This is a genomic window from Anaerolineales bacterium, assembly GCA_022866145.1.
GTDB lineage: Bacteria > Chloroflexota > Anaerolineae > Anaerolineales > E44-bin32 > PFL42.
Window position 1 is genome coordinate 1 of record JALHUE010000135.1, and the last position, 25,097, is coordinate 25,097.

23 protein-coding genes and 1 tRNA gene are annotated in these 25,097 nt (G+C 65.3%); 3 read left to right on the forward strand and 21 right to left on the reverse strand.

The window, feature by feature from the left end; all coding sequences use genetic code 11:
- The 4 genes from MUO23_04090 to MUO23_04105 all read right to left on the reverse strand — a co-directional run.
- The coding region (locus tag MUO23_04090) for a hypothetical protein (protein MCJ7512131.1) at positions 1 to 604 on the reverse strand (604 nt) is incomplete at its 3' end.
- Positions 601 to 2,268, reverse strand: a complete 1,668-nt coding sequence (locus MUO23_04095; GenBank protein MCJ7512132.1) for a GMC oxidoreductase — start codon at positions 2,266 to 2,268, stop codon at positions 601 to 603. The genes MUO23_04090 and MUO23_04095, both read right to left, overlap by 4 nt.
- A gap of 39 nt (positions 2,269 to 2,307) precedes the next feature.
- Entirely contained in the window at positions 2,308 to 2,592 is a 285-nt protein-coding gene (locus tag MUO23_04100; GenBank protein ID MCJ7512133.1) for a DUF4242 domain-containing protein, read from the reverse strand.
- Positions 2,593 to 2,607: 15 nt separating this feature from the next.
- The gene (locus MUO23_04105) at positions 2,608 to 3,033 is read right to left on the reverse strand and encodes an SCP2 sterol-binding domain-containing protein (GenBank protein ID MCJ7512134.1); all 426 of its coding nucleotides are present in this window, start codon (positions 3,031 to 3,033) and stop codon (positions 2,608 to 2,610) included.
- Between the two features lie 105 nt (positions 3,034 to 3,138).
- Here MUO23_04105 and MUO23_04110 point away from each other — a divergent pair, with 105 nt between their 5' ends.
- From MUO23_04110 to greA, 3 genes are all read left to right on the forward strand, one after another.
- Complete coding sequence (locus tag MUO23_04110; GenBank protein MCJ7512135.1) at positions 3,139 to 4,287, forward strand: deoxyguanosinetriphosphate triphosphohydrolase; 1,149 nt, start codon at positions 3,139 to 3,141, stop codon at positions 4,285 to 4,287.
- Positions 4,288 to 4,371: 84 nt separating this feature from the next.
- Complete coding sequence (locus MUO23_04115) at positions 4,372 to 4,815, forward strand: hypothetical protein (GenBank protein MCJ7512136.1); 444 nt, start codon at positions 4,372 to 4,374, stop codon at positions 4,813 to 4,815.
- Positions 4,816 to 4,879: 64 nt separating this feature from the next.
- A complete protein-coding gene (gene greA, locus MUO23_04120; protein MCJ7512137.1) occupies positions 4,880 to 5,347 on the forward strand; it encodes a transcription elongation factor GreA in 468 nt (155 codons plus the stop codon).
- Between the two features lie 54 nt (positions 5,348 to 5,401).
- On the opposite strand, the gene MUO23_04125 is transcribed toward greA, so the two are convergent.
- The 17 genes from MUO23_04125 to MUO23_04205 all read right to left on the reverse strand — a co-directional run.
- Positions 5,402 to 6,460, reverse strand: coding sequence for a hypothetical protein (locus MUO23_04125; GenBank protein ID MCJ7512138.1), 1,059 nt, complete (start codon positions 6,458 to 6,460; stop codon positions 5,402 to 5,404).
- Positions 6,461 to 6,550: 90 nt separating this feature from the next.
- Positions 6,551 to 8,890 carry a type I DNA topoisomerase gene (topA, locus tag MUO23_04130; protein ID MCJ7512139.1) on the reverse strand — a complete coding sequence of 780 codons (2,340 nt, stop codon included), beginning with the start codon at positions 8,888 to 8,890 and terminating at the stop codon, positions 6,551 to 6,553.
- A gap of 12 nt (positions 8,891 to 8,902) precedes the next feature.
- The gene (locus tag MUO23_04135; GenBank protein MCJ7512140.1) at positions 8,903 to 9,985 is read right to left on the reverse strand and encodes a sugar phosphate nucleotidyltransferase; all 1,083 of its coding nucleotides are present in this window, start codon (positions 9,983 to 9,985) and stop codon (positions 8,903 to 8,905) included.
- Positions 9,985 to 11,091 carry a DNA-processing protein DprA gene (dprA, locus tag MUO23_04140; protein ID MCJ7512141.1) on the reverse strand — a complete coding sequence of 369 codons (1,107 nt, stop codon included), beginning with the start codon at positions 11,089 to 11,091 and terminating at the stop codon, positions 9,985 to 9,987. Before dprA ends, MUO23_04135 begins: the two co-directional genes overlap by 1 nt.
- 182 nt (positions 11,092 to 11,273) lie before the next feature.
- On the reverse strand, positions 11,274 to 11,537 hold the full coding sequence (locus tag MUO23_04145) for a hypothetical protein (protein ID MCJ7512142.1): 264 nt from the start codon (positions 11,535 to 11,537) through the stop codon (positions 11,274 to 11,276).
- A complete protein-coding gene (locus tag MUO23_04150) occupies positions 11,538 to 11,681 on the reverse strand; it encodes a hypothetical protein (GenBank protein ID MCJ7512143.1) in 144 nt (47 codons plus the stop codon).
- A 242-nt stretch (positions 11,682 to 11,923) separates the two neighbouring features.
- A tRNA-Asp gene (locus MUO23_04155) sits at positions 11,924 to 12,000 on the reverse strand.
- A 47-nt stretch (positions 12,001 to 12,047) separates the two neighbouring features.
- Positions 12,048 to 13,085: a low-specificity L-threonine aldolase gene (ltaE, locus tag MUO23_04160; protein ID MCJ7512144.1), complete on the reverse strand. Its 1,038-nt coding sequence runs from the start codon at positions 13,083 to 13,085 to the stop codon at positions 12,048 to 12,050.
- Positions 13,082 to 14,053, reverse strand: a complete 972-nt coding sequence (locus MUO23_04165; protein MCJ7512145.1) for an RluA family pseudouridine synthase — start codon at positions 14,051 to 14,053, stop codon at positions 13,082 to 13,084. Before MUO23_04165 ends, ltaE begins: the two co-directional genes overlap by 4 nt.
- The gene (gene lspA / locus MUO23_04170; GenBank protein ID MCJ7512146.1) at positions 14,037 to 14,573 is read right to left on the reverse strand and encodes a signal peptidase II; all 537 of its coding nucleotides are present in this window, start codon (positions 14,571 to 14,573) and stop codon (positions 14,037 to 14,039) included. Before lspA ends, MUO23_04165 begins: the two co-directional genes overlap by 17 nt.
- A 69-nt stretch (positions 14,574 to 14,642) precedes the next feature.
- Entirely contained in the window at positions 14,643 to 17,999 is a 3,357-nt protein-coding gene (locus tag MUO23_04175) for a class I tRNA ligase family protein (protein MCJ7512147.1), read from the reverse strand.
- Positions 17,992 to 18,723, reverse strand: coding sequence for an alanyl-tRNA editing protein (locus tag MUO23_04180; protein ID MCJ7512148.1), 732 nt, complete (start codon positions 18,721 to 18,723; stop codon positions 17,992 to 17,994). Before MUO23_04180 ends, MUO23_04175 begins: the two co-directional genes overlap by 8 nt.
- 326 nt (positions 18,724 to 19,049) lie before the next feature.
- Positions 19,050 to 19,466 (reverse strand): ribonuclease HI family protein, encoded by a 417-nt coding sequence (locus MUO23_04185; GenBank protein MCJ7512149.1) that lies wholly within the window; start codon positions 19,464 to 19,466, stop codon positions 19,050 to 19,052.
- 8 nt (positions 19,467 to 19,474) lie between these two features.
- Positions 19,475 to 20,299 (reverse strand): MBL fold metallo-hydrolase, encoded by an 825-nt coding sequence (locus MUO23_04190; GenBank protein ID MCJ7512150.1) that lies wholly within the window; start codon positions 20,297 to 20,299, stop codon positions 19,475 to 19,477.
- A 78-nt stretch (positions 20,300 to 20,377) separates the two neighbouring features.
- Entirely contained in the window at positions 20,378 to 22,012 is a 1,635-nt protein-coding gene (locus MUO23_04195) for a His/Gly/Thr/Pro-type tRNA ligase C-terminal domain-containing protein (GenBank protein MCJ7512151.1), read from the reverse strand.
- Between the two features lie 106 nt (positions 22,013 to 22,118).
- Positions 22,119 to 23,213 carry a peptidoglycan DD-metalloendopeptidase family protein gene (locus MUO23_04200; protein MCJ7512152.1) on the reverse strand — a complete coding sequence of 365 codons (1,095 nt, stop codon included), beginning with the start codon at positions 23,211 to 23,213 and terminating at the stop codon, positions 22,119 to 22,121.
- Positions 23,210 to 25,097 (reverse strand): hypothetical protein (locus MUO23_04205; GenBank protein MCJ7512153.1); only part of this gene is annotated, 1,888 nt, incomplete at its 5' end. The genes MUO23_04200 and MUO23_04205, both read right to left, overlap by 4 nt.

Below are 25,097 nucleotides of genomic sequence, written 5' to 3' on the forward strand. Positions count from 1 at the left end.
CCTTGAGGTTCTTCGAGCCCATGACTGCGCCTAGCCCTGTTCGCCCGGCGACGCGTCCGTGGTCGCACAGCACCAGCCCGAAGGGGAGACAAGCCTCTCCCGCCTCGCCGATGCAGGCCACGCGCACCAGCTTGTCGCCCAGCTCGGCCCGCACCGCCTCCTGCGTCTGGTAGGTATCCGCCTTGCCCCATAGATGCCCAGCACTGCGGACCTCGACGGTGCCTTCGTGGACCCACAGATAGACCGGATGGGGCGCCTTTCCCCGCAGGACAAGCCCATCAATCCCCGCCCCGCGCAGCTCCGATCCGATGAAGCCGCCGATGTTCGACTCGCCCCACAATCCGGTGGCCGGCGATCGGGCGCACAGGACCATTCGCCCGACCGCTGGACCGGTGGTTCCAGTCAGCGGGCCGGTCAGCCAGAGCAAGGGCGCCTCGGGAGCCAGGGGATCGGCAGGATCCTCCAGCCAAGGCCAGAGGAGATGGGCTCCGAGGGCCGCTCCGCCGAGAAATGCCCTGTAGGACTCGGTCGCCACGGGCAGCGGCGTCTGCCGCCCGGTCGACAAATCGATCTCCAGAATGCGTGGCAGCGGAGTGGAGCTCACCGCCGCCGGGCTCCTGCCGTCCGCAGGTCCCCGCCGGGCCAGCTGGGCTCCGCTTCGCCTTTAGCCGCAACGGCCGCCATGGCCCATTCCGCCAGAGCGGCGATCGTCAGGCTCGGGTTGACGCCCGGATTCCCGGGCATCACCGACCCATCGACGACATACAGCCCCGGATAGCCGAACAGCCGAAAGCGGTCGTCGGCCCCACCCTCCTCCACCGAGCGTCCAATCGGAACGCCTCCCATGATGTGAGCCGTGGTCGGCGTATTCAGCAGGCTCTCGTTGATGCTTCCCTGGGCGATTCCATCCACTTGAGCGGCAAAGCGGCGCACGACTTCGTGGGCGATGGGCAGTTCCCCGACGAGCGGCCGGGCTTGGTCGCGCTGCGAAACCAACCCCCGCCGGAAGAAGGTCAGCAGGCTGCGCCCCCGTTTGACCAGAAGACGCGTGTCCGTCGTCTGCATCACCAGAAGGATCGTCGTGCGGCGAGCCCAGCCCGGCAGCAGCTTGGAGCGGGCGAGATCGACCGGGTGCAGGATGGACTCGCACAGGAGAAGCCACAGGCGGCGCCAACGACCGTTTCCGGCCTCGACCAGCGGCGCCGCCAGCATGCGCATCAACGACGAGCCGTCGGGGTAGCGGACGGGCTCGACATGAGTCACTGGGTCCGCCTGGAAGATCGAGGTGATGGCCACGCCCTTGGAGAAATCGGTCCGGTCGTCCCGCGCCGTGACCCCCAGCAGGGCCTCGCTGTTGGTACGCACATCCGAGCCCAAGCGTTGCGACAACCCCGGCAGCGAGCCGGTCTCGTCTCGGCAGCGCAGCAGGAGCGACACTGTGCCGAGGGCGCCGGCGGCAAACACGACATTGCGAGCCCGCACTCGCCGCCTCCGCCGCGAGCCCAGCACCCCGGGTCTGCAATAGGTGATCTCGTAGCGAGCCGAGCCGTCCTCACCCTCCCGAACCGGTCGCACGTCGACAACTTCGCTCTCAGCCCGAATTTCAGCCCCGAGTCCCTCCGCCAGGTGAAGATAATTCTTCGGCAACGTGTTCTTGGCGTTGAGGCGACAGCCCACCATGCAAGCACCGCAATGGGTACATCCGGCCCGCGGCGGGCCGAGTCCCTCAAAGTACGGATCGGGCACTTCCTGGCCGTCTTCCCCGAAGAAAACGGCGACCTCGGTCGGCTGAAAGGAGTCCAACGTGCCGAGTTCGGCTGCAACCTGTCGCAACATATCATCCGCTGCACAGGACTGCGGATTCGTGGCCGCGCCCAGCATACGGCGCGCCGTAGCGTAGTGCGGCCTGAGCCGGGATCCCCACGGTGCATACCGGGACCAGGCTGGCAACTCGAAGACCCCTGCGTCAGGCTCCGCCAGCACGTTGGCGTAGCCCAGGCTGCCTCCCCCCACGCCGCTGCCATGCAGCACCAGGACGCCAGACAGCCAGGTCATCTGCAGGATGCCGCGACAGCCCCATCCCGGCAGCCAGAGGTACCGCCGGACATCCCAATTGCTGCGGGCGAATTCGTCATCCCTGTAGCGATTGCCCCGCTCCAGGACTAGGACCCGGTAGCCTTTCTCCGAGAGACGGAGGGCGGCCACGCTGCCACCGAAACCCGATCCAATGATCGCGAAGTCGACGAAGGGCTCATCTAGGCCATTCAAGGTTCAATTCCCCAGTGTTACCCGGGCGAGACGCCGCCTTCATTCGTCGAGCCAGGCAGGATCCAATCGGGCGATCTCCTGGATAGAATCGAAGGGCGCCATCTCCAACTCGCGCCGGGTGAAGCAACGGCGGATGTCTTCTTCCGACTCCGCTTCCCACTCGCAGTAGAGCTTGCCGTCGACGGCGGCGTAGAACGATGCCAACCAGATCGGACAGCCCGGGGCCTGGCGCGTTCGCTGGCGCAGTCCACGCCAGTCTTCCACCCATTCCTCCTGGGTCGGGTACATATTGCGCACCGAGTGAATCGCCAGGTAGCGACGCATGGAGGCCTCCTTCCATCAGGCAAAGACAAGCTTGGGTTCGATTTCCACCAACCGACAGCAACGGACAAAGTCCAGAACCGTGGGCACATTCCGGAGCATGTACCCCATGTTGCCCTCCACCCGCAGGCGCCGAGTCATCATTGCCTGCATCGGATCCAGTTCACCTGCGATCACCTTGTAGAAGTTGGGCAGCGAGGCTCGCAGGACAAATTTCGCCGGCGGCAACCCGTCAGCCCCCGGCGAGCAGGCCTTGGCCTGCCGGCAGGCTCCGTGCCAGAGGTCCAGGTAGAAGGCCGCCATCCAATCCGGCCCCGCTTGGGCCTCAACCACACAGAGGATGTCGCCTTCCCAGTTTCTGGCTGTCCGGGCATATTGCTCATCGGCGTTGAGGACCACCTGCAGGGCGAGCAGCCACGGTTCACTCGGGAATGGATAGCCCATGCTTGCCTCCGGTTGCGAGGATTATCCGCCATCGGACGAAGCCTGTCAACGAACATCGTTTGACAGCCGGGCGAGGCCTCATATACACTGCCTGCAGGTGACACAATGCAAGCCAGAGCCGAGATCGAACAGCACGAAGACCAGATCCTAGCACCGTATGCCCTGCGCAGCCGGGATTCTCGAGGGCGGGCATTTCCCAGTGACGAACATGCCTATCGCACCTGCTTCCAGCGCGATCGCGACCGAGTCCTTCACACTACCGCTTTCCGCAGGCTAGAGTACAAGACCCAGGTGTTCATTTTCGCCGAGGGGGACTACTACCGCACGCGTCTGACCCACACCCTGGAGGTCGCTCAGATCGGCCGCACCATCGCCCGGGCCCTCGGGGCCAACGAGGATCTTGTCGAAGCGATCTGCCTCGCCCACGACCTGGGTCATCCGCCCTTCGGGCATGCCGGCGAAAGCGCCCTGGCAGACCTGATGGCCGAGCACGGAGGCTTCAACCACAATCGTCATTCCGTCCGCATCGTCACCCACCTCGAGCGCCGCTTCCCCGAGTTTCCGGGGCTGAACTTGACCTGGGAAGTCCGCGAGGGGATGGTCAAGCACGAAACAGAGTACGATGTCGCCGACGCCAGCGACTATGAGCCCGAGAAGCGAGCCGGCCTCGAAGCCCAGATCTGCAACGCCGCCGACGAGTTGGCATACTCGGCTCATGACCTGGACGACGGGCTGCGCTCCGGCCTGATCTCTGCGCCCCAACTGGCCGGGGTCGCACTCTGGGACGACTTGGTGAGCGACCTGGGGATCCCGGCCTCGCCGCTGGAAGACCTCGCCCGCCATCGCCTGATCCGCCGCCTGATCAACCTTCAGGTGACCGACCTGCTGGCCACAACGTCTAAGGCGATCGCCGACTCCTGCTTGGCCAGTGCCGACGATGTTCAGCGGTTGGATCACAACCTGGTGGCTTTCAGCCCTCCCCTTGCCGAGAAGAACCGCCAGCTCAAGACCTTCCTATTCCACAACCTGTATCAGCACTACCGGGTGTATCGGATGCAGGTGAAGGCCGAGCGCATCGTGAGCGACCTGTTCACCGCCTACGCCTCCAAACCCGAGGTCCTGCCCGGAGAGGTCCGCGACCGCACCCCGCAGGAAGGGCTGCACCGAACGATCAGCGACTACATCGCTGGCATGACCGACCGTTTCGCCCTCCAGGAACACGGCCGCCTGTTCGATCCGCTGATCCTCCCCTGAGCGTTGCTCCGGCGCTCGTCATCTGCGCGTGTGGTAGCATCGCCAGCGGGCTCCGTCCATGTTCCACTGCGGCGCGAGGAAGTGATGAAGTCTCCCGTTCTTACGGCTGGCATACTCGTCCGGCTTGCTTCGGCCACCGCCTGCACCTTGGCTGAGCCCGGGCGCGCGACCGTGCCACGCAGCGGCCCGCCCACCCCAGCGGCGGTGGCGCTGATCTCGGCGACGTCTTCCTTGCCTCCGCCAACGATGCGAGCGGCCTCAGCTTACTCGCCAAGCGAAGCGATCGATCGGCGCGGGGCCGAGCTGCGGCTGACCGCATTCGATCTTGGCACGCCCGGCCTAGCCCTCACCGTGTGGCTCAGCGGCTTGCCCCCTGGAGTGGGCTCTCCGCCGAACTTCGGATCTCCGATCTTCGCCGAAGTTGTGGTCTTCGATCGGAGACAGGGCGTGCCGATCGAATGGGCCTCGCAGGGAGGCGGCGGGGGTGGAGGCAGCCGGCGAGAGAAGGCGGAGCGCCCCGCCTCGTGACGCAAGATCTCGCCTTCTGTGAGTAGCACTGCCACAGGGGATGGCCAAGGAGAAACCGCTGCCGATGGACAAGCGAGAGATCTTTCTGACCCCGCAAGGAGCCGAACGTCTGCGCGCCGAGCTTGAGGAGCTGCGCGGCCCACGCCGGCTAGAGCTGGCGGCGCGCCTGCGCCACGCCGTACAACAAGGCGATCTCAGCGAAAACGCCGACTACATCATCGCCAAGGAAGAACAGGGGTTCCTCGAAGGAAGGATTCAGGAGCTTGAGAGTGTGCTCAGACTGGCGATCATCGCCGACGGCCCGCGTGAGCAGGGCGTGGTTACTGTTGGCAGCACCGTTGTCGTGGCGGAAGGCGACTCACCGCCCGAGACGTATCAGGTTGTGGGGGTCAAGGAAGCCGATCCGGCCTCGGGCCGCATCTCGCATGAATCGCCCTTTGGAGCGGCCTTGATGGGACGGCATGCCGGCGAGACAGTACCGGCCGCCACGCCTGCGGGTGAAGTCCTGCTGCGCATCCTTGAGGTCCGATAAGCACGGCGGGACGGGCGCGCGCCCGTCCCGTTGTCATGCCAAGCCCGCTGACGCCTACCCCGACTTGCGCGAGGCTCGCAGCTCAATCGTCAAGCGCTCAAAGAAGCTCTCCGCCGGAAGCGCCGATTCGGCGTACACCAAATCGACAACCCGAACCTCGACCAGCAGCGAGGCCGTCTCCAGCGTGACCACTCCCCCGCTGGCAGCGAGGACCGGGTCCCCCTTGGCTGCCAGCCGGGCGCGGGTCTCGTGATCGTTGAAGGCAAACCGGCTGAGCAGAACCTTGGTGACGGTCTGGATGTCGTTCTTGTCGAAGAGCCAGATCTCCAGTGCGGTAACCTTCTTGGGCTCGCCGACCCCGATGAGGTCACCCAGTCCCACGCCGCATTCACCGAGGAAATCCCCGGCCGGGCTTTCGATGCTGAAGGAGTCGTCGTACAGGTCGTCCCCCAGGGTGTAGATGGTGCGGAACATCGCCAGGGGAGCCTCTGCCCCCTTGCGAGGCGTCGAGGCTGGAGCCGAAGCCTGCCCGGCGGCTGCCCCAGGCCGATAGACCTCGCCAACAGTTTCCTCGGCCGGCATCCCAGCGTAGGCGTCGGAAGGCTCGTCCGTCCGACCGCGCGACCGCTCGCGACGCGCCGCTCGCGACCTCCACAGCACGGCGCCCCCAAGCAACAGCCCCAACACCGCCGTTAGACCGCAAACCGGCAGAAGGTATTGAGCGGCCGCGCCCCCGGCCCCAGCGGGCGGTGTCGGCGTCCCGGCGGGCGCCTCGGCCTGATAGATCTCGATTAGGGCGTAGAAGTTTTGAATCGAGGTGTCGCTGACCTCGCCCGGGTTGGCCGCGACCTCGGCCAGCGCGGCCGGGCCGTCCTCCCCCAAGGCCTCATAGCGCTGCATTGCCAGGTCGGCGTTGCGGTTGACCGAATACGAATCGATCACCATGCGCATGTAGTCGACCTGCAGGTCGGACCGGAGCGAATCCGGAGCAGCGTCGGTCCACTCTACAGGGAAGACCACCCACCCCAGGAACAGCCCGATGGCGATGCCGGCAACAACCGCCAGCCCCGCCAGCACAGGTGGTCGTCCGACCATTTCCTTTGCTCGCAGCATGCGTCCCTCACTCAAGTCGGTCCACTTTCGCCCGAGGCTGCGATTCTAGACCTCGGCTACGCCCTCGGCAAGCCGCCATGGGTGCAGGTTCTATGCCGCTTCCTCGTCTGGCATGACCACCGACCGCTCGTAGCGGGTGCCGCAGGCCATGCAGGCGACATGGGTCCTGTTCTCCACCACCAGCAGGCCCCCGCAGTTGCCGCACTCGCCTGGCACAGGTCGCTTCCAACTTGTGAAGTCGCAATTGGGGTAGTTCTCGCAGCCGTAGAACGTGCGGCCCTTGCGGGTCCGGCGCTCGATCAGGTCTCCCCCGTCCTTGGGGCATCGGACACCGATCTTCTCCAGCCATGGCTCGGTGTGGCGGCAATTCGGGAAATCCGAGCAGCCGATGAACTTGCCGTACCGGCCGTGGCGGACCAACAACGGCCTGCCACACAGCGGGCAGGCCCGCTCCAGGATCTCCGGCTCCGCCTTGACCTCCGGCATATCGATAATCGCCTGCTTGAGCTGTTCGGCGAAAGGCGTGTAGAAGTCGCGCACGACCTCGGTCCATTCTCGGCTCCCGGAGGCGACATCGTCCAGTTCGGCCTCCATCCGGGCCGTGAAGCCCAGATCAACGATCTCCGGGAAGTGATCCACGAGGAGGTCGTTGACGGTCATCCCGATTTCCGTCGGAAACAGCCTCTTCGCTTCCCTGCGGACGTAGCCTCGTGCTTGCAGCGTTGACAGAATCGGAGCGTAGGTCGAAGGCCGCCCAATCCCATTGTCCTCCAACGCCTTCACCAGGCTGGCCTCGGAAAAGCGCGGCGGCGGCTGGGTGAAATGCTGTTCTGACTTCAGGTCCAGCAGATCCAGCCGGTCGCCCCGCTCGAGATTCGGCAGCTGCGCCAACCGCGCCTCCTGGGGCTCCTCGTCGCCATTCTCTCCGTTCTCGCTCGGGCGGTCTTCGTAGATGTCGAGGAATCCTGCGAAGCGCAGGGCCGAGGCCGAAGCCTTGAGGTCATAGATCTGATGGGCCGCTTTGCCTTTGACGTCAATCACCCGGGTGTCGTACTCGGCGGCAGCCATCTGGGACCCGAGGAAGCGCTTCCATATCAGCGAGTACAGCTTGTACTGCTCCGTCGTCAGGTGCGAGCGGACCAACTCCGGAGTACGGGCCGGGTCGGTCGGGCGGATGGCTTCATGCGCCTCCTGGGCACCTCGCGAGCGGGTCCGATAGACCGGCGGCGATGGAGGCAGGTAGGCCTCGCCGAACCTGTCGGCGATCACGTTGCGCGCCTGTGCCTGAGCCTCCTCCGCTACATGCGTCGAGTCGGTGCGCATGTAGGTGATCAGACCGACCGAGCCCTCGTCTCCGAGATCGATACCCTCATACAGTTGTTGTGCCAGGGCCATTGTGCGACGGGCCGTGTATCCCTGGCGCCGGGAGGCATCCTGCTGCAAAGTGCTTGTGGTGAACGGAGGCGCCGGCCGTCGCGTGCGCGACCCGGAAGCCGCCTTGACCACGGTGTATTCCGCCCGGCGCATCCCGGCCAGGGCAGCCTCAGCGGCAGCCTGGTCCCCCAGGACGGGTTCGCTGCCATCGATCCGGGAAAGGCGTGCCCAGAAGGCCGGCGGCTTCCCCGGCTGAAGCAGGCTGGCGTCGATCGTCCAGTGCTCTTGGGGGACAAATCCCTCGATGGCCCGTTCACGATCGACGACCAAGCGCAAGGCGACGGACTGCACCCTGCCTGCGGACAGCCGGCTGCGCACCTTGGACCACAGCAGCGGACTGAGGCTGTACCCGACCAAACGGTCCATGATCCGCCGCGCCTGCTGAGCATCCACCAGATGCTGATCGATCTTCCGAGGGTGCTTGAAGGCTTGTTCAATAGCCGGGCGAGTGATCTCGTGGAATACAACCCGCTTCGCCCGGCTGGGATCGACTTCCATGGCATGCAATAAGTGCCAGGCAATCGCTTCTCCTTCGCGGTCGAGGTCGGTCGCCAGGAATAGCAGCTCGGCTCGCTCCGCCTCTGCCTTCAACCCCTTGACGATCTGCCGCTTCTCGTTGGGAACCCGGTACTTCGGCTCAAAATCCCTGTCGACGTCCACTGAGAGCTGAGACCGCAGCAAGTCCCGCACATGCCCGACCGAGGCCCGGACGGTATACTCTTTCCCCAGGAAGCGACCGAGCGTCTTGGCCTTGGTCGGCGACTCTACGACCACCAGCCAGCCCCGCCGCTTGACCTTGCGGGCCCGCTTGGCTGGCTTCTCCGTCTGCGGTGGCGGCTCCAGTCCTTCGTGAGCCGGCGTCCGGCCCATGCGGAACATCGTCGTCCCGCATACCGGGCAGGTTCCGCGGGTTGCGGCCGTGCCTCCGGCAGTGAAAACGGCCGCAGGCAAAGTGACCTCTCGTTTCTGCTTACACTTGACACAAAACGCTTCCACTCAACTCTCCCGCTACAGGTACTGCCGCAGTCCTCGTCTCTCCAGCTCACGCACCAGCTCGCGAACTCTCTCACTCATCGCTGCCGGGACAATCAGGACCACATCCGGTGTGTCGACGATCACCAGGTCGCGGGCGCCGAGCACTGCAACGAGCCGGTGGGACTCCTCGGCCTGATAGACCAGAGTCCCCCGGCAATCTTGCAGCAAGGCGCTCACGGCGAGATCGAGATTCCCATCCGGATCGGCCTGAACGACTTCGTGGAGGCGGTCCCAGCTACCGATGTCCTTCCAGCCCAGCCCGTCGGCCGGTAGCACGGCAACCTGTTCTGCTTTCTCCATGATGCCGTAGTCGATCGTCTCGGACTCCAAGGCTGACCAGATTGATCCAAGGCTTGGATCCTTCCATTGCCCTGGGGCGGCTCGGATTCTCTCCAGGCTGGCGTGCAGCTCCGGCATCTGGTGCTCGATCTCACCCAGGATCCGCCGCGCCTTCCACACGAACATGCCGGAATTCCAGTAGTAGTCCCCGCTCTCCAGGTAGGCTGCGGCCACCGCCGGATCCGGCTTCTCGCGGAAGCCAAGGACGCGGTAGGCACCGGAGCTGCCCAGGGGCTCCCCACGATGGATGTAGCCATACCCGGTTGCGGGATACTCCGGCGGAATCCCGAAGGTGACCAGTTCATCCCGAGAGGCGAGCTCCGTCGCTTCTCCCAACAGGGTCCGGAAGCGATCGGGGTCACTGATGAAGTGATCGGACGGCAGGCACGCCATTACACTCTCGCTGGCACGCTGCCTACAAACCAGCGCTGCCAGCCCGATGGCCGACGCCGTCCCACGGGCCTCGGGCTCGATTACAAAGGCCTCGGCAGGCAAGTCCGGCGCCTGCCGCCGCAGGATCTCCACTTGCGAATCTGCCGTGACGACCAGAATATTCTCGAGCGGAAGCAGTGGACGCACACGCGCGACCGTCATCTCAAACAATGTTTGCTTCCCGAGAAAGCGAAGTGCCTGCTTCGGGTTGTCTCGGCGCGAAACCGGCCACAGCCGGGTCCCGCCTCCGCCTGCCAGGATGACCGCGAAGATCACGTCCGCCATCACTCCACCCGATAATCCATGTGTGATTCGCGGGCCAGAACGTAGCGCATCCCGCCCAGCGAACGCACCCTGCCCCGCAGCTCAAGCAGGGTCAGGCAGGAGGCGACAACACTCGCCGGCAGTTCGCACGACCGGCTGATCTCATCGACATGCGTCGGCTCACCGGACAACGCTTTCAGGACCCTGCGTTCTCCCTCCGAGGCAGGCGCCGGCTCACCCCCTGTCTCGGTGACGATCAACTCCAGGTTCAACGCTTCCAGGACATCGGTCGGCGAGAGCAGCAGACGGGCGCCGCTGGCGATCAGGCGATTCGCTCCGCCGCTGGTCCGACTGTAGATGTTGCCGGGTGCCGCGAAGACCTCCCGCCCTTGCTCCGCCGCGAAACCGGCGGTGATCAGCGCCCCGCTGCTACTTCCCGCCTCCGCCACGACCACAGCCAGGCTCAATCCCGAGATCAGCCGGTTCCTTGCAGGGAAGTTGGCGGGTTCTGGGGATCGCCCCAGCGGGTACTCGGTGAGGAGCGCCCCGCGTTCGGCGACGGCTTCCGCCAGGCGTCGATGCTCCGGTGGGTAGATGCAGTCCATACCGGATCCCAGCACAGCAATCGTCCGACCTCCACTCTGCAAAGCGGTCTCATGGGCGATCCCATCGATGCCCCGAGCCAGCCCCGAAACCACTGTCACTCCCCCGGCGACAAGCGCTGACACCACATCCCGTGTCACCTGCTGCCCATAGGCGCTCGGCCGGCGCGTTCCCACGACGGCCACGGCCAGATCATCCTGCTCGCGCAGCCCGCCTCGCAAGTACAGCACAGGAGGTGGCGCATCGATCTCAGCCAACCGTCGCGGATAGTCGACGTCCTCCCAGGTGACCGCCCGCAGGCCTCGCGCTTCCAACCGAGCCATCTCCTCATCGAGGTCTATCCGGGCACGCGCCTCGAGGATCGACTGCACCAGAGACGGGCCGAGCCCCGCTGAGGCCAGTGCGGCTTCGCTGGCCGTCCAGGCCGACTGCATGTCGCCAAAGGCTGCCAGCAGCATGCGCAGCCGGACGGAGCCGATTCCCCTGGCATAGCTGAAACCGATATAGTAGCGTGCGTCCCCCATTCGCCACCTGCACCGAGGCAACTTGGAGAGAATACCATGCGGATTTTGGGCGTGTCAAGCCGGCGGGTTGCGCCAGGCTAGCGCGGCTGCGGCCAAATTGGGGCCGCGGGATAGCGCCCTGCGGGCACCGCCGGGGATGCGCCTCGGCTCGAAACCGATCTCACACCCTGCTCCAGGCGGCCTCAATCCTGCTGTCCGTCCCTATCCTGCAGCGCCGAGAGCATGAACCGGGTAGTCGGTTCCGCAGGGAACGGCCAGGCGGCCTCGACCCGAACCCCCGCATGCATCAGGCGCACTGGCTCGATCGAGCGCGGCACGTCGATTTCGGCATGGTCACCCCCGCGCATCAACATCAGATCGAGGGCAACCACCCGCGCAGCGCCGGCCGCGATCGCGGCTTGGGCGGCTCGTTCGATGTCAGGATCACAGAACTCGTTGAAGCCCACCTAGACCGGCCGCCCGGCAAGCTCATGCATCGCCTGTGCCAGTTGTTGTGAAGCCGCGAAGAAGCGGTCATTGGCCGGAGTGCGCGGCCAGGCGCGCAGTCGGCCTTCGAGGTGGCGCAGCCCTAACCGTGTCTGCACCGGCATCTCGGCTTCGCGGTCTCCGCCATCGAGGGCAGCTGGAACAGCTCCTTCAACTCAGCCCGTGGAAGCTGGCGGGGCGGAACCCCATGCCTCGCCGGACCATCAGCCAGGGCCTCTCCTCTCAGCATGCGATTGCCTTCAAGAGGTGCGCGGGATCTGGCTGCAGCCAACCCCTAGAGGTCTTTGCCCCGCCCGGGCGCGTCCCGCGTACACAAGAACAGAGCGCCCGGGGACTCCGGACGCTGTGGCGGGGATGACGGGATTCGAACCCGCGGTCTCTGCCTTGACAGGGCAGCGTGTTAGGCCGCTACACCACACCCCCAACGGGCCGCATCTTACCACGAGCCTAGAACCAGCGTCAAGCAATCCCTATCCGCCCAAGACGACACCCAGGGCCTCGAGGGCGGCCTCCACACTCCCATCGTCGATCCCGTAGTGCAGCACCAGCCTCACCCGTCGCGGACCGACGGGGTGAATCAACACGCCCCGAGAGCGCAGCTGGTCTTGCAGGCCGGCGGCGTCCACGACCGCGGTCTGCGCCAGCCGGAAGTAGACCATGTTGGAGGCCGGCTCCGGCGTTTCGACCTCGACCCCGGGGATCTGAGCCAACCCCTGTGCCAGTCTGCGCGCTCGTTGGTGGTCCTCTGCCAGCCGCCCGACCATGCTGTCGAGGGCAACGATCCCGGCCGCGGCCAGAATGCCGGCCTGGCGCATGCCGCCACCGAGCTGCTTGCGGGCCTTGCGGGCACGCCCGATGAAGAGCGCGGTTCCACACAGCAGCGAACCGACCGGCGCGCACAGCCCCTTAGAAAGACAGAAGGCAACGCTGTCCGCCATGCCAACCAGCCTGCTGGCCGGCACGCCGAGGGCAGAGGCGGCGTTGAAGATGCGGGCGCCGTCGATGTGGAGGCGCAATCCATGCCGCTGCACCAGGTCGCCAACGCCTCGGATGTAGTCGACACCCAGAACGGCGCCGCCGCAGCGGTTGTGGGTGTTTTCCAAACAGACCAGGCGTGTGGTGGGGAAATGGACGTCGTCCGGGCGGATCGCGTCCTCGATCGCCTGAAGGTCGAGCGTGCCATCGGCAGCCGTCGTGAGCGCCCGCGGGTGAACTCCGCCAAGCGCGGCCGCGCCCCCGGCCTCGTACAGATAGGTGTGGGCCAGGTCCCCCAGGATCATCTCGTCGCCTCGCTGGCAGTGTGTCAGGACTGCGGCCAGGTTGGCCATCGTCCCCGACGGCACGAACACGGCCGCCTCCATGCCCATGCGCTCCGCCGCCATCGCTTCCAGGCGGGCGACGGTGGGGTCCTCCCCGTAGACATCGTCCCCGACCTCGGCTTCGGCCATCGCCCGCCGCATTTCCGGCGTCGGCTGGGTGACGGTGTCTGAGCGCAAGTCGATCATCATCCTGACCCCTCCTGGCTTTCGAGCGCAAGGTCTGCGATGATGCCGGTCTGAAGCAGCTCGAGCGCTTCCCGGAAGTCCGCCGGGAGGGCGGCCTCGAACACACTCAGCTCCGAGGCTCCGGGCAATCGAATCCCCAGACGCCAAGCATGAAGCATCTGTCGTCGAAGCCAGTCCGGCTGATGGCGTGAGCCATATACGCGATCCCCGGCGACAGGCATCCCGAGGTAGGCGAGATGGACCCGAATTTGGTGCGTGCGGCCGGTCTGCGGTGTGACGGCAAGCAGCGCATATTCACCGAGTCTGCGCAGCACATGGAAGCGCGTCAGGGATGACCGTCCCTTGTGTTCAGCCACAACCGCCATCCTTTTGCGCTCCCTGGGATCCCTGCCGATGGCAGCATCCACCAGGCCTTCTTCAGTCGGCGGATTCCCGTGAATCAGGGCCAAGTAGGTTTTCGTGACGGCCTGGGACTTGAACTGCCGCTGCAAGTCCGCCATCGCTCTGTCGTTCTTGGCGAACACCACCAGACCCGAGGTGTCTTTGTCCAGCCGATGGACAACCCCCGGCCGACGCTCGCCTCCCACGCCGACGAGATCGGGGACGTGATTCAACACGGCTTGAACGAGGGTATCGGCTTCGTGGCCGGCCGAAGGGTGCACCACGACTCCCGCCGCCTTGTCGGCGATCAAGATATTGTCATCTTCGAACACAATGTGCAGGGGAATCTGACTGGGCTCGAGCATTGCCGGGCGCGCCGGGGGAATCACAGCCGAGATCCGTTCGCCGCCGACAAGCCGCAGCCCGGGCTTGTCGACGATGCGCCCGTCTACGGTGACAGTTCCTTCGCGGATCAATTGCTGCCAGCGCGAGCGAGAAACCTCCGGCCACTGGCGATTGAGGCACGAATCCAATCGGCCTGGCGTGGCGAACCCCTCCAGCGCCGGAGGCCCTTCATCCAGGGGTGTCATCTTCTTGAGGCAAGGGTATTCCTGCGGGAAGCGCCTCTGGGGGTAAGGCCTTCCGCTTGCGCTCCTCCACCCACAGTGCAGCAACGAGCAGGGCGACCCCGATGCTGATGCAGGCATCGGCGACATTGAACACCGGAAAGGACCCAACCGAGGCGAAGTCGGTGACGGTCCCCTGCGAGATCCTGTCGACGAGATTGCCGATAGCGCCCCCAAATTGAAGCACCAACGCAACGCGAACCAAGCGTTGTTCCGGCGGCACCTGTGGGAAGTAGTACAGGATCGCCACGACCACCAACACCGAAACCACGGCGATCACGCTGCCAGCCGCGGGGAAGATCCCGAAGGCGGCTCCCGTGTTGTTCCAGTGCACAATCCGCGCGTACGGCCCCAGCCAGTCCCACGGAACCCAGACCTCCCCATACGCCAGCGACGATCGGACAAGGTACTTGGACCATTGGTCCAGGGCGACGACCAATCCGGCCCCGCCGATCAGGACCAGGTCACTCTTCAAGCGCGCCAAACGCTTCCTCCCTCGAACCCTTCTGGGACGGATTCTACCCTCGAACTGCCGCCTCTCACCCCAATCCAATCATCCCGGGCGGATGCCCACCTGAAGCGACTCGCCATCAAAGCTGAAGGATTCGACGCGGATTCCGCTCGGTGCCGCGACGGCCTGCACGCCGTTCGCCAGCGTTTCCTCGCGCACGAAGACTTCGTGCAGCTGGATCGCGGTTGCGAGTCGCGCGCTGGCGGAATACTCCACCAGGATGCGGTCATCCACCTGCAGATCAGCCTGCTTGCGCAGATCCTGGACGCGGCGGACGACCTCGCGCGCCAGGCCCTCCGCCACCAGCTCCTCGGTCAGCCCGGTGTCCAGGGCCGCAACATATGGGCCGTCTCCGGCGGCGGCGAAGCCGGCATGCGCCTCCAGCCGGACCTCGACCTCCTCTGGCAAGATGGTGATCTCCTCGCCAGCCACGTCGACCCGGAGGGGCTCTCCGGAGAGCAGCCTCGCCGCCGCCTGCTCCGCCGGCAAGCCAAGCAAGGCCTGGCGGATAGCCGGGTAGCGGCCGCCGTACTTCTGGCCCAGCTGCTTGGGCAGCGGGTTCAGCCGGAAGTCCACCACCTCCCCGGCCGTGTCGAGAAGGCGCACTCGCTTGACATTCAACTCGTCGGCGATGACCTGCGCATGCCGTGCCACCAGGTCCCGCTCGCTGGCGTTCCCCACGGCGAACGCCACCTCCGCCAGCGGCTGCCGCAACTTGCGGTCGGCCTTGTTCCGGGCAGCGTGTCCCAGGGACACAAGGCGCTGAATCAGCCGCATCTGGGAGGTCAGGTCCGGGGTGTGGCGCCAGGCCAGCGGCGTGGGAAACCGGCAGTGATGCACGCTCTCCGGAGCCTGGGCATCGACGGTACGCACCAGGTTCTGATACATCACCTCCGTCACAAACGGGACAAATGGAGCCAGCAGACGAATCAGGGTCTCCAGAACCGCATACAGGGTGGCGTAGGCCGCCTGCTTGTCGGCATCCGAGACAGCGCTCGCGCCCTGACGTGCCCAGAACCGCCGGCGGCTCCGGCGAACATACCAATTGCTCAGGTCGTCGAGGAAGCCAGCCACGCTCTCCGTGGCCATGTTCGGCTCGAAGGCCTCCAAACTGGCCGTCACCGTCCGGACGGTCTCGTCAAGGCGGGCAAGGATCCACGTATCCATCTGGCTCATGTCGCCCCGGCCGCTCTGCCCCGGGGTCCAGCCGTCGATCCGGGCATAGGTCACGAAGAAGCTGTACACATTCCACAGGGGAAGCAGGAACTGACGTCGGACCTCGTCGGCCCGATGGTAGCCGAAGAGCAGGTCCTTCTCCGGCTTGTGATCGCAATACAGCCAGCGCATCACGTCCACGCCCATGCGATCTGCGGCCTCATTGAATTCGATTGAGTTCCCCGACGACTTGTGCATCGGCCGCCCGTCCTCCGCCAGCAGCGTGGCGTACGTGAACACATCGCGGAAGGGGGCACGGTGCTCAAGGATCGTGCTCATCGCAATCAGACTGTAGAACCAGTTGCGGAACTGCCCGGGAAAGGATTCGCTGATCAAGTCTGCCGGGAACCAGCGCTGCCAGTAGGCCCGATTCCGGCGGTACTGGAGCGTGCTCATGCCGACAACCCCGGCATCCAGCCAGGGATTGCCGACCTCGGGGATCCGGCGCACCCGGGCGCCGCATCCGGAACACGCGATCTCCACGGCATCGATGTACGGCCGGTGCGGGCTATGACCTTCGAAGACCTCCCATCCGGCCACTGCCCGCTGCTTGAGCTCCTCTCGGCTTCCGATCACTTCGAGGGTCCCGCAGGCGGTGCACTCGTAGATCGGCAGTGCCAGGCCCCAATAACGCTTCTTCGAGATCATCCAGTCATGCATATTCCGCAGCCAATCCATCTCCCGGTCAATACCGAAGGATGGGTGCCATCGGGTTTCATTCTGCACGACTTCCATCATCTGAAAGCGCAGATTTCGGTTCCGCTCGTCCGCAGTGATTTGATCGAGCGGATTCTCGAGCTGGCTGCCCATGGAGATGAACCACTCGTCCACGAGCCGGAACACAAGCTGCTCCTGGCAACGCCAGCAGACAGGATAGCGGTGGCGGTAGTCGGCGATACGGTAGGTTCTGCCTTTGCGCGTTAGATCCTCGAAGATCGGGGCTGCGACCTGGGAGACAGCCATGCCTGTCAGCCAGCCGAAGCCCTCGACAAACACACCGGCCTCATCCAGTGGCGCAAGCACGGGAAGGCCGTACTGCTTGCCGAGATGGAAATCCTCGGCGCCGCAGCCTGGCGCAATGTGCACAATCCCGGTGCCTTCCTCTTCTCCGACTTCCTCCCACAGGATGACCCGATGGGCGGCCGGGGCCGCCTGCGACTGCTGGGCTTCAAGCTCGTCGAAAGGACCGTCGTATTCCCAGCCTTCCAGCTCCCGCCCGCTCAGCTCGCCGAGGATCTGGTAGTCGCCCTGCAACATCTGAAGCGTGCCGCGGCTCAGATAGAACGTCTCGTCGCCTTGCCGAACTCGGACGTAGGTCAGATCGGGACCGACCGCCGCCGCCACATTGCTGGTCAGGGTCCAGGGGGTCGTGGTCCACACCAATAGGCTTTCTCCCGGCCGGCCGCGCAGGGGGAGGCGCAGGGTGATGCTGGCATGCTCCACTTCCTGGTAGCCCTCGGTGACGATCTCGTGCTGGCTCAGCCCCGTGCCGCAGCGGGCGCACCACGGCATGACATCCGTTCCCTTGTAGATCCAGCCGCGCTCGTGGCACGACTTGAGCGCCGCCCAGATGGTGTAGTTGTTCTCGTCGGAGAACGTGAAGTAGGAGCCGCCGAGGTCGGGCAGCCCCAATCGCCCGACCAGCCCCTCGACCGTGTCCGAGAACAGGCCCTGCCGCCCTTCGAGCGTGAGCTCCTGCAGCGGGTCCTGCTGGAGCTGCTCTGCCAGTAGCCGCAGCAGCAAGGGGTCGTTCCAGTCCATCCAGTAGCCCAGCCGGATGCTCTGTTCGGTCTGCACTGCGGCGTACCGAAGCACCCGCTGCTTGCACAGAAGCACGAATTCGGCAAGACCGAACTCCTCAATGTCGCGCTTGGTCTTGAAACCCTTGTCCCGTTCGACATTCACCTCGACCCACAGGCCCTGGCAATCGAAACCGTTCTGATACCGGGTTTGGAACCCCTGCATCGCCTTGAGCCTTTGGAACAGGTCCTTGTAGGTACGACCCCAGCCATGGTGCGCGCCCATCGGGTTGTTGGCGGTAATCGGTCCATCGATGAAGGACCAGGTTGGGCCGGTGCTGCGCAGGCGGCGCAGCTTCTCAAAAGCCTCCGTTTCTTGCCAGAACCGGAGAACCTCATGCTCCTGAGCCACGAAATCCACTCTCGTCGGAACAGGATTAAACATGCGGGACCTCCGCTTCAAGACTGACGACCAGGCGTTTGTTGATGGCGCCCTTGCTCTTGTAGTCGGTGATCCGCAAGGGGCCGACCTCACGCGTGTTGCGTACGTGGGTTCCGCCATCGGCCTGCAGGTCCAGTCCCACGATCTCGACCACACGCACTTCGGCGATGCCCGGCGGCAGCAGATTGACCTTGGTGCGGATCAGGTCCGGGATCTTGAATGCCTCCGACCGCGGCAAGATGGCTGTGGTGACCGGCCGGGCGTGGGCCACCTCTTCGTTGATCAGAACCTCGATCTCACGGACGAACTCCTGGCGCATGCTCTCGAACTCGAAGTCCATTCTCCCCTTCAGCGGCTCCATGTTGCCACCGGTCACGCTGGCGCCGTAGCGCTTCCAGATCACACCACACAGGATGTGCATGGCAGTGTGGGTGCGCATCAGGGCGTAGCGCCTTTCCCAGTCGAGCTCCCCCGTGACCCGACTCCCCGGCTGGGCGCTGCCAGCCTCCAGGGTGTGGAGCACGCGGCTCCCATCTTTCACCACCTGACTGACCGGCCGACGAGCGCCGTCCTCGAACCGCAGCCATCCGCGGTCCGACGGTTGACCCCCGCCTCCGGGGTAGAAGGCGGTCGCCTCCAGCACAACCGTGTCGGCCGTCGCCTCCACCACGCTGGACTCGAAGCTGAGCAGATAGGCATCCTGCAGGTACAGCAATTGAGTTGGCATTCCTGGCCTCCAACAGAGAAACCTCTCGCCCTTTCAGGGACGAGAGGCATCACGCTCCCGCGGTACCACCCTGATACCTGCAGACGCAGGCAGCTCGCTCGGGTACGACCTACCTTGGTCAATCCCCGTGTCCGGGTAACGGCGGACCGTTCCGGCTCCCCTACTGCTGCCGAAGCAGGTTCAGGTCGCGGCTCCGGAGGGATTTTCACCCACGTGGCTGACCCGGCTTCCACCGCCCCGGGTTCGCTGCCAGCGCCGGCAGGCTACTCGTCTCCATCATGGCCGTTCGGAATGTTAGGCAATTATCCCATGCGGTGCTTGCGGCGTCAATGTCCCAGGGCCTGGACGACACGCCAGCGCGGCAGGCGCACATACCTGACAGCGTCGAATCCCTCAAGGAGTTCGGTCGCCCGCCCCCAGTATGACCGAAGGCGGGCGTTGCGCACGCGCCACTCACCCGCCAGTTGCGCCAGGACCAACTGGCTGTCGCCGCGGATCTCCAGCTGCACGTCCTGCCGGCGGGTTCCGGACTGTTCCAGGTCCCGGTCCAGGTCCTCGAGCGCGGCGACCAAGGTAGCGTACTCCGCCTCGTTGCTTGTCAGGCGTCCAAACGACAGCCGGCAGAGCTTGGGGGTTGCCGCGCCAGGGAGTTTCAGGCGGTAGGAGCCGTACGATGGGCCGGGATTGCCCCGGCTTCCGCCATCGAAGAGAATGTCTGCCTGCGCGCCCCTGGGGCCGGGCACGCGGGTCGTCAGCTGACCTGCCGGAGCACGGTCAGCACGTTCTGCCGGTGCAGTTCGGGTGCATTCCCCCCCAGTAGGATTCGGCTCTTGCCGCAATCCTCGATCGTGATCTCGTCGATCAGATCCTGGGGGTTTCTCCGTCTGCGCAGACGCGAGACACCGCGCTCAATCGCCGTAAGGTAGTTCAGATTCGAGCGGAGAGCGTTTTGGATCTCACCGCGCAAGATGATCTCGCCATGACCCTGGACCAGGTTCTCGAGCTTGAGCTTGGGGATCCGCCTCAGGCTGGCACTCAGCTGCTCGCTGTCGCCATCCACCAGATAGGGCATTGGCATCATGGCGTCCCCGGCGAAGAGAACATGGTCCTCAGTGATCAGCACGCCGATCCCATCCGGGCTGTGCCCCGGGAGCGAGATCAACTCGAGGGTGCGACGGCCCACCCGCAGGATCAGGCTGCCCTCCGAGAACACAATGCTCGGCAGCACCAACTCGACATCCTGCACCTCGCGGCTTTGCCGACGCGCCGCCTCAAGCCGTGCCCTGGAGCTGGTATCCATCAGCTGGCGACAAAGCGCATGGCCGATCACGACTGCCTGCGGAAAGAAGCAGTTGCCCAGGACATGATCCGGATGGTGGTGAGTGTTAATAATGTAGCGCACCGGGCTGCCGAGCCTGCCCTCGACCAGCTCGCGGATCTCTTTCGTCTCTTCGGGGTATGGCAGGGTATCGATAAGGACGGACCACTCTGGACCGACCACCGCCCCCGCATTTACCTGGGCGTACAATTCGCTGGTGAAGACGTAAATGTTGTCGGCGACACGCTCTCGGAGCATGCCCTCTCCTGCTCAGACGCAAGCGGAGAGGTTAGCACGCCCACCCGGCGCTTGTCAACAACTCTTGACATAAGACGATCAGGAGATCTGACGTTCGACTTCGGAGGCGACCGCCTCGATGGGGACAATCCGGCTCTCTCCGCTGCGGCGCCCGGTGACCTCGGCCCCACCCCCGGCTGTCGATTGATGGCTGACCGCGATCCGCACCGGCATTCCGATCAGGTCAGCGTCTTTCATTTTCACGCCTGGGGAGACTTCCCGGTCATCCAGCAGGGCATCGACCCCTTGCGCCCGCAAGGCCGAGTACAGCCCAAGCGCTTGCTCCTCGAAAGGAGGCACCCCGATCACATGCGCTACGAAGGGCGCAGCTGCCGGTCGCCACGCCAGACCGCGTCCATCCGCCTGCTGCTGCGCCAGAACGCCGATCAGCGTGGTCAGGTCGATCTCCAAATACAGCCCGGCGAGAGGCCTCGTCGCCCCGCCCCTGTCTGTGTATTTCCCGATGGGGTCCGATGCCTCCGGCAGCAACACTGCCTGCATGCCCAGCAAGACGCCGCCCTGCTTCTCCAGCCCGGCGCCGCAGCGTGGGCACAAATCCCCCGGAACGGCCGAGGCAAGGTCCGCAACACGCCAAGGGGTGTAATCTCGGCCACAGGTGGTGTTGCACAGGTGGAACCCGGACTCATTCGCCCCGGTGACCAGGTTCGTGCTCTCGGCCACCGCTCGGTCCACCAGAACCCACGCGTGGGCCAGCCCAACGGGCGAGGCGTAGCCAGACACGGCGCCGATCCTCGCGACCTCGGCTGCTTCAGCCCAACGCAGATCCCTCCACCCGCTCGCCCACGCAACCTTGCGCCAGCTGACCTCGCGCTCCCCCCGAACCAGCACCATCAGCACCTGGTCCTCCGACACCCCGGCAGGCTTACCTGCGAACAGCATCACTTTCGCGGTACGCTCCGGCGCGATCCCAAGACTTGTGCACAAGCCAAGAATGGTATCGGCCCCGGGCGTGGCTACACGCTCCATGGGCAACTGCGGGGTCCCCTCCGCCGCCGAAGGAACCACCCCGGCGGCTGCCTGGCTGGCGAGAAACCCGCACTTGCTGCATCCCAGCCTCTCGGCACCCGATTCGTCGGAGCGCACGCTGACTTCGATCGGCCCCGTCGGCTGAGCCGCCGGGCCTGAGGTGGCGGGATTCAGCCCCAAAGACCGCAGGCTGGTTAGCACGGTGGTCTCAAGCTCCAGGCAATGGCCCTCCGCCTCCGCTGGGTCCGCCAGCAGCCAGGCCTGCAGTATCCGCCGCAGATTGGACGGGAAGGGGTCACCCTCGATGGAAGCCTGATCGCGCCAAACGGCTTGGTAAGCCTTGAGTGGGAGGCGCTTGTACGAATCAATGAGAGCCGCTAGGGTCGGCGGAGGCGGCTGGGGGGACCACACTTGCTCACCGACCGCCGGCCCGGGAGCGCGACCCCGCTGCCGCACAACCGAGGGTCCCCGAGCTGCGATCAGGATCTGAGCCCAACCAGCATCCTCCAAGGGCATGGCGAGGGCCGCGCCCACCCGCTGCATCAGCCGAACCCCCAGCGGTAGGAGGCTTACACCGCCGGGCGTTGCCCGGATGTACCCTGCTCGAATCAGCCGCTTGAATCCCGGCGGATGGCCGCCGGAGGGTTCTTCGCGCATCGTGGCGAGCAGAAGTCGGCTGAGCCTCATCCGGATCTCCTTGTTGGATCGTATGATCGGATCGGCGCAGCGGGCGAGGCTCCGCCTTCGCCCAGTCGCGCCTATGGCCGACGAAAGCGCCGCGAATTGTTGCCCCTTATGGGGAGAATGCCGAGAGAGCGAACGTCGACGCAGCCGGCTCGGTTTCGCCTTGGAACCCGCGCCTGCCGTGGAACGTGACCAGATTGGTCACGCCAGGGTCAAGCATGAGCTGCATCCGGTGGCGCTTACCGGCGTAGTCAAACCGGATCTCGTAGGCGCCGCCCGGAAGGTCGCTGATCACAAAATTCTCGTCGTAGACATCATCCGGATGGATGGTCGCGTTGGCATAGGTGTACACGTCCCAGATTGCGCCAGTTTCCAGCGACTCGATCTCAAGTCGGACCTCCGGAAGCGGACTCCCCCACGAGTCCAGCACTCGGCCAGCCAGGACGCCCCAGCCATCCGGCGGCACCATCCATAACTCAGGGTTCCGGGATTCAAAGTACCGGTTCTTGGCGATCCGTACCTCGAAGTGCAAGTGATCGCCAGATGACCGACCCGTTCTGCCGACGGCGCCGATCACCTCGCCGGCTGCGACCCGCTGCCCAACCCACACCTTAGCCTCGCTCAGATGGCCGTATACGGTGAAGAGGGCTTCTCCACCAAAGCCGAAATCGTGCCGGATCGAGACCGCCAGCCCGTACGGGTCGGTAGGATCTTCCTCGCCGCGGTAGACGCCGAAGCCGACCCACACGACCTCGCCCTCCGCTGCCGCCATCACGGGTGTGCCATGCTCGGCGCCCAGGTCAACCCCGGTATGAATGCTCTCCTCTCCAAAATAGGTGCTGCCGTAGCGATAGACCGGGTGTGGCCAGTTGACCGCGCCTGAGGGAATTGGCCGGGCGAAGTAGAAATGGTCCTCCGGCCGGAGCGCCAGCGGGGCTGGATACGGTGGCGGCCGCCAGGCCGTCACCGGCTCCGGATCCAACTCGGCGAACTCCAACGGCAAAGGCGTCGCGGCAGGGCTGCCGGGGGTTGTGGCGATGACGGTTTCCCACGAGGCGGGAGCCATGGGGACCGCCGTCGCCTCGCCCGCCGTATCCGCTGTCGGCGTGGCAAGTTCGGCGATCTGATCCGGTTGGCATCCCGTCGCACAGACCGGCCCCAGCAAGGCAAAGACGCCCAGAACCAGCCGCTCTCGGCGGATCATGGCAAGATCGCCGTTGGCGTGATCGTCGGAAGGGGCGAGGGAGCCGGAGTGCGCCAGCGCCACCAATATGACGTGGGGGTTGGCCTGAGGGTCGCAGTCGGTGTCAGCGTCGGAGTGCGGAATGGGGTTGGGGTGGCGATCGCCGCCGCAGGATACAACTCAAGCATCGCCTGTTCCCACGACAGGGCCTGGCGCAAGACGAACTCGTTGAAGCGTGCCCCCGGGTAGTATCTTCGCCAGTTGGGAAGTGCCGCCAGCCGCTCGAAACCCAGGTCGGCCGCCAGGGCGGTGAAGTCCAAGTAGTAGCCTGAGGGCACGGCTGGCTTGGGCGCGCCTCCCTGATCGTATACCGGCGCGTCGCCGTGGTAGCGGGCGTCGAGATCCCACGGCCTCGATCGCAAGGGCTCGCCCGCGGTCCCATCCTGATTGGCAGCCCGCAAGAAGACGCGCCAATACGTTTCGGCACCGATATCTTCCCGGACGATCTCAACCCAACCCGCCCGGTAGGGCTCGACCACGAAGGAGAACGCACGGCCGGTTTTCAGCCAACTCGCGTGTTCCCAACCCGGCGGCATGGGATCATTGAGACCGACGAAGGCATTGGCCAACTTCGACAGCAGATCCCAACCCGAGTCTGCTGCCACCCGCTCCCGGAGTACCCGGTAACCTGCTACTGCTCGTTCCGAGAGCTGGGGATTCGGGGCCTGGATCCCTGTCAGTGGAGCGAGCACCACACGCGCCGGCGCCGGGTCTGAGCCGCTCAACTGGACATCAACCTCGGTCGGCAGGCCCTCCGGGACCTCCGGCAACTGAAGCCGGCTCTCCGCTGGGAGCCACGTCGCCCGCTGATGTGCCGCCGATGGCGGCACCGACGGCAGTCCAGGGTCAGACGGGCCGACCTGATACACCGCGGCCGAACGCCGATTTGCGCCTCGCACCGACGACAGCAAGAGCGAGCCATTCGGCGACCAGACCGGTGCCACACCCTGGCCAATCCGACTCACCCGGCCGTTGTCGGTCCAGTCAATCATCAGCAGGTCGTCGATCCCGTCTTCGGTCGAAGCGTACGCCAGAGCGTCTCCGCTCGGGTTGAATACCGGGTCGCGCTCTTCGGCCAGAGCGGTGTTCGTCAGGTTGCGGAATCGCCCTTCATCTGTGATGTCAAGATCCGCCAGATACAGATCCGGCTGCCCGGCCCGATCGGAAATGAAGGCAATCCGCCGGCCCTGAGGATCCCAGGCGGGCGCATAGTCGGCACTGCTTTCGTTGGTCAGCTGGATTGGAGGCGAGGAGCCATCGACCGAAAGGACCCAAATGTCAAGGTCACCATCGGCGTAGGATTCCACTGCCAGCCATCGCCCGTCGGGCGACCAGGACGGCCAGCCTTCGTAGGCCAGGGTGTCCGTCAGACGTCGGACCTCGCCCGAGGATCCATCCAGGACATAGATGTCCCATGGGCCATCCCGGTCCGAGGTGAAGGCAATCGAGTGGCCGTCTGGGCCGGCCGCCGGGTGCCGGTCATTCCATGCCCCGGCGGCAAGTGGAATGAAAGCGATCGAACCGGGTCGGTAGGCCCAAAGCCGATCCCGGCCACCCTCCCGCCCGTCCATCACCAACCATCCCCAAGGCGCCATCTCGGGCGGCGCTGTCGGGGACGGTGACACGCCGGCCCCTGCCTGCTCGACGCCCGGCAACGCCGTTGCCTCCATCGCCGGCGGAGGCGCATCGGACCCTGCGGCATAAGAAACCGCGGCAGACGTCGCCGCGGTCACTGCCATCAATCCGACAAGCACGATCAACCAGGCGCGAAGATGCCGCCCCGGCCGCTTCCTCGATAGGATTGCGCCCCCCTCCCTAGTGGGTGCGAAGTCCTCTTCCCCGCCC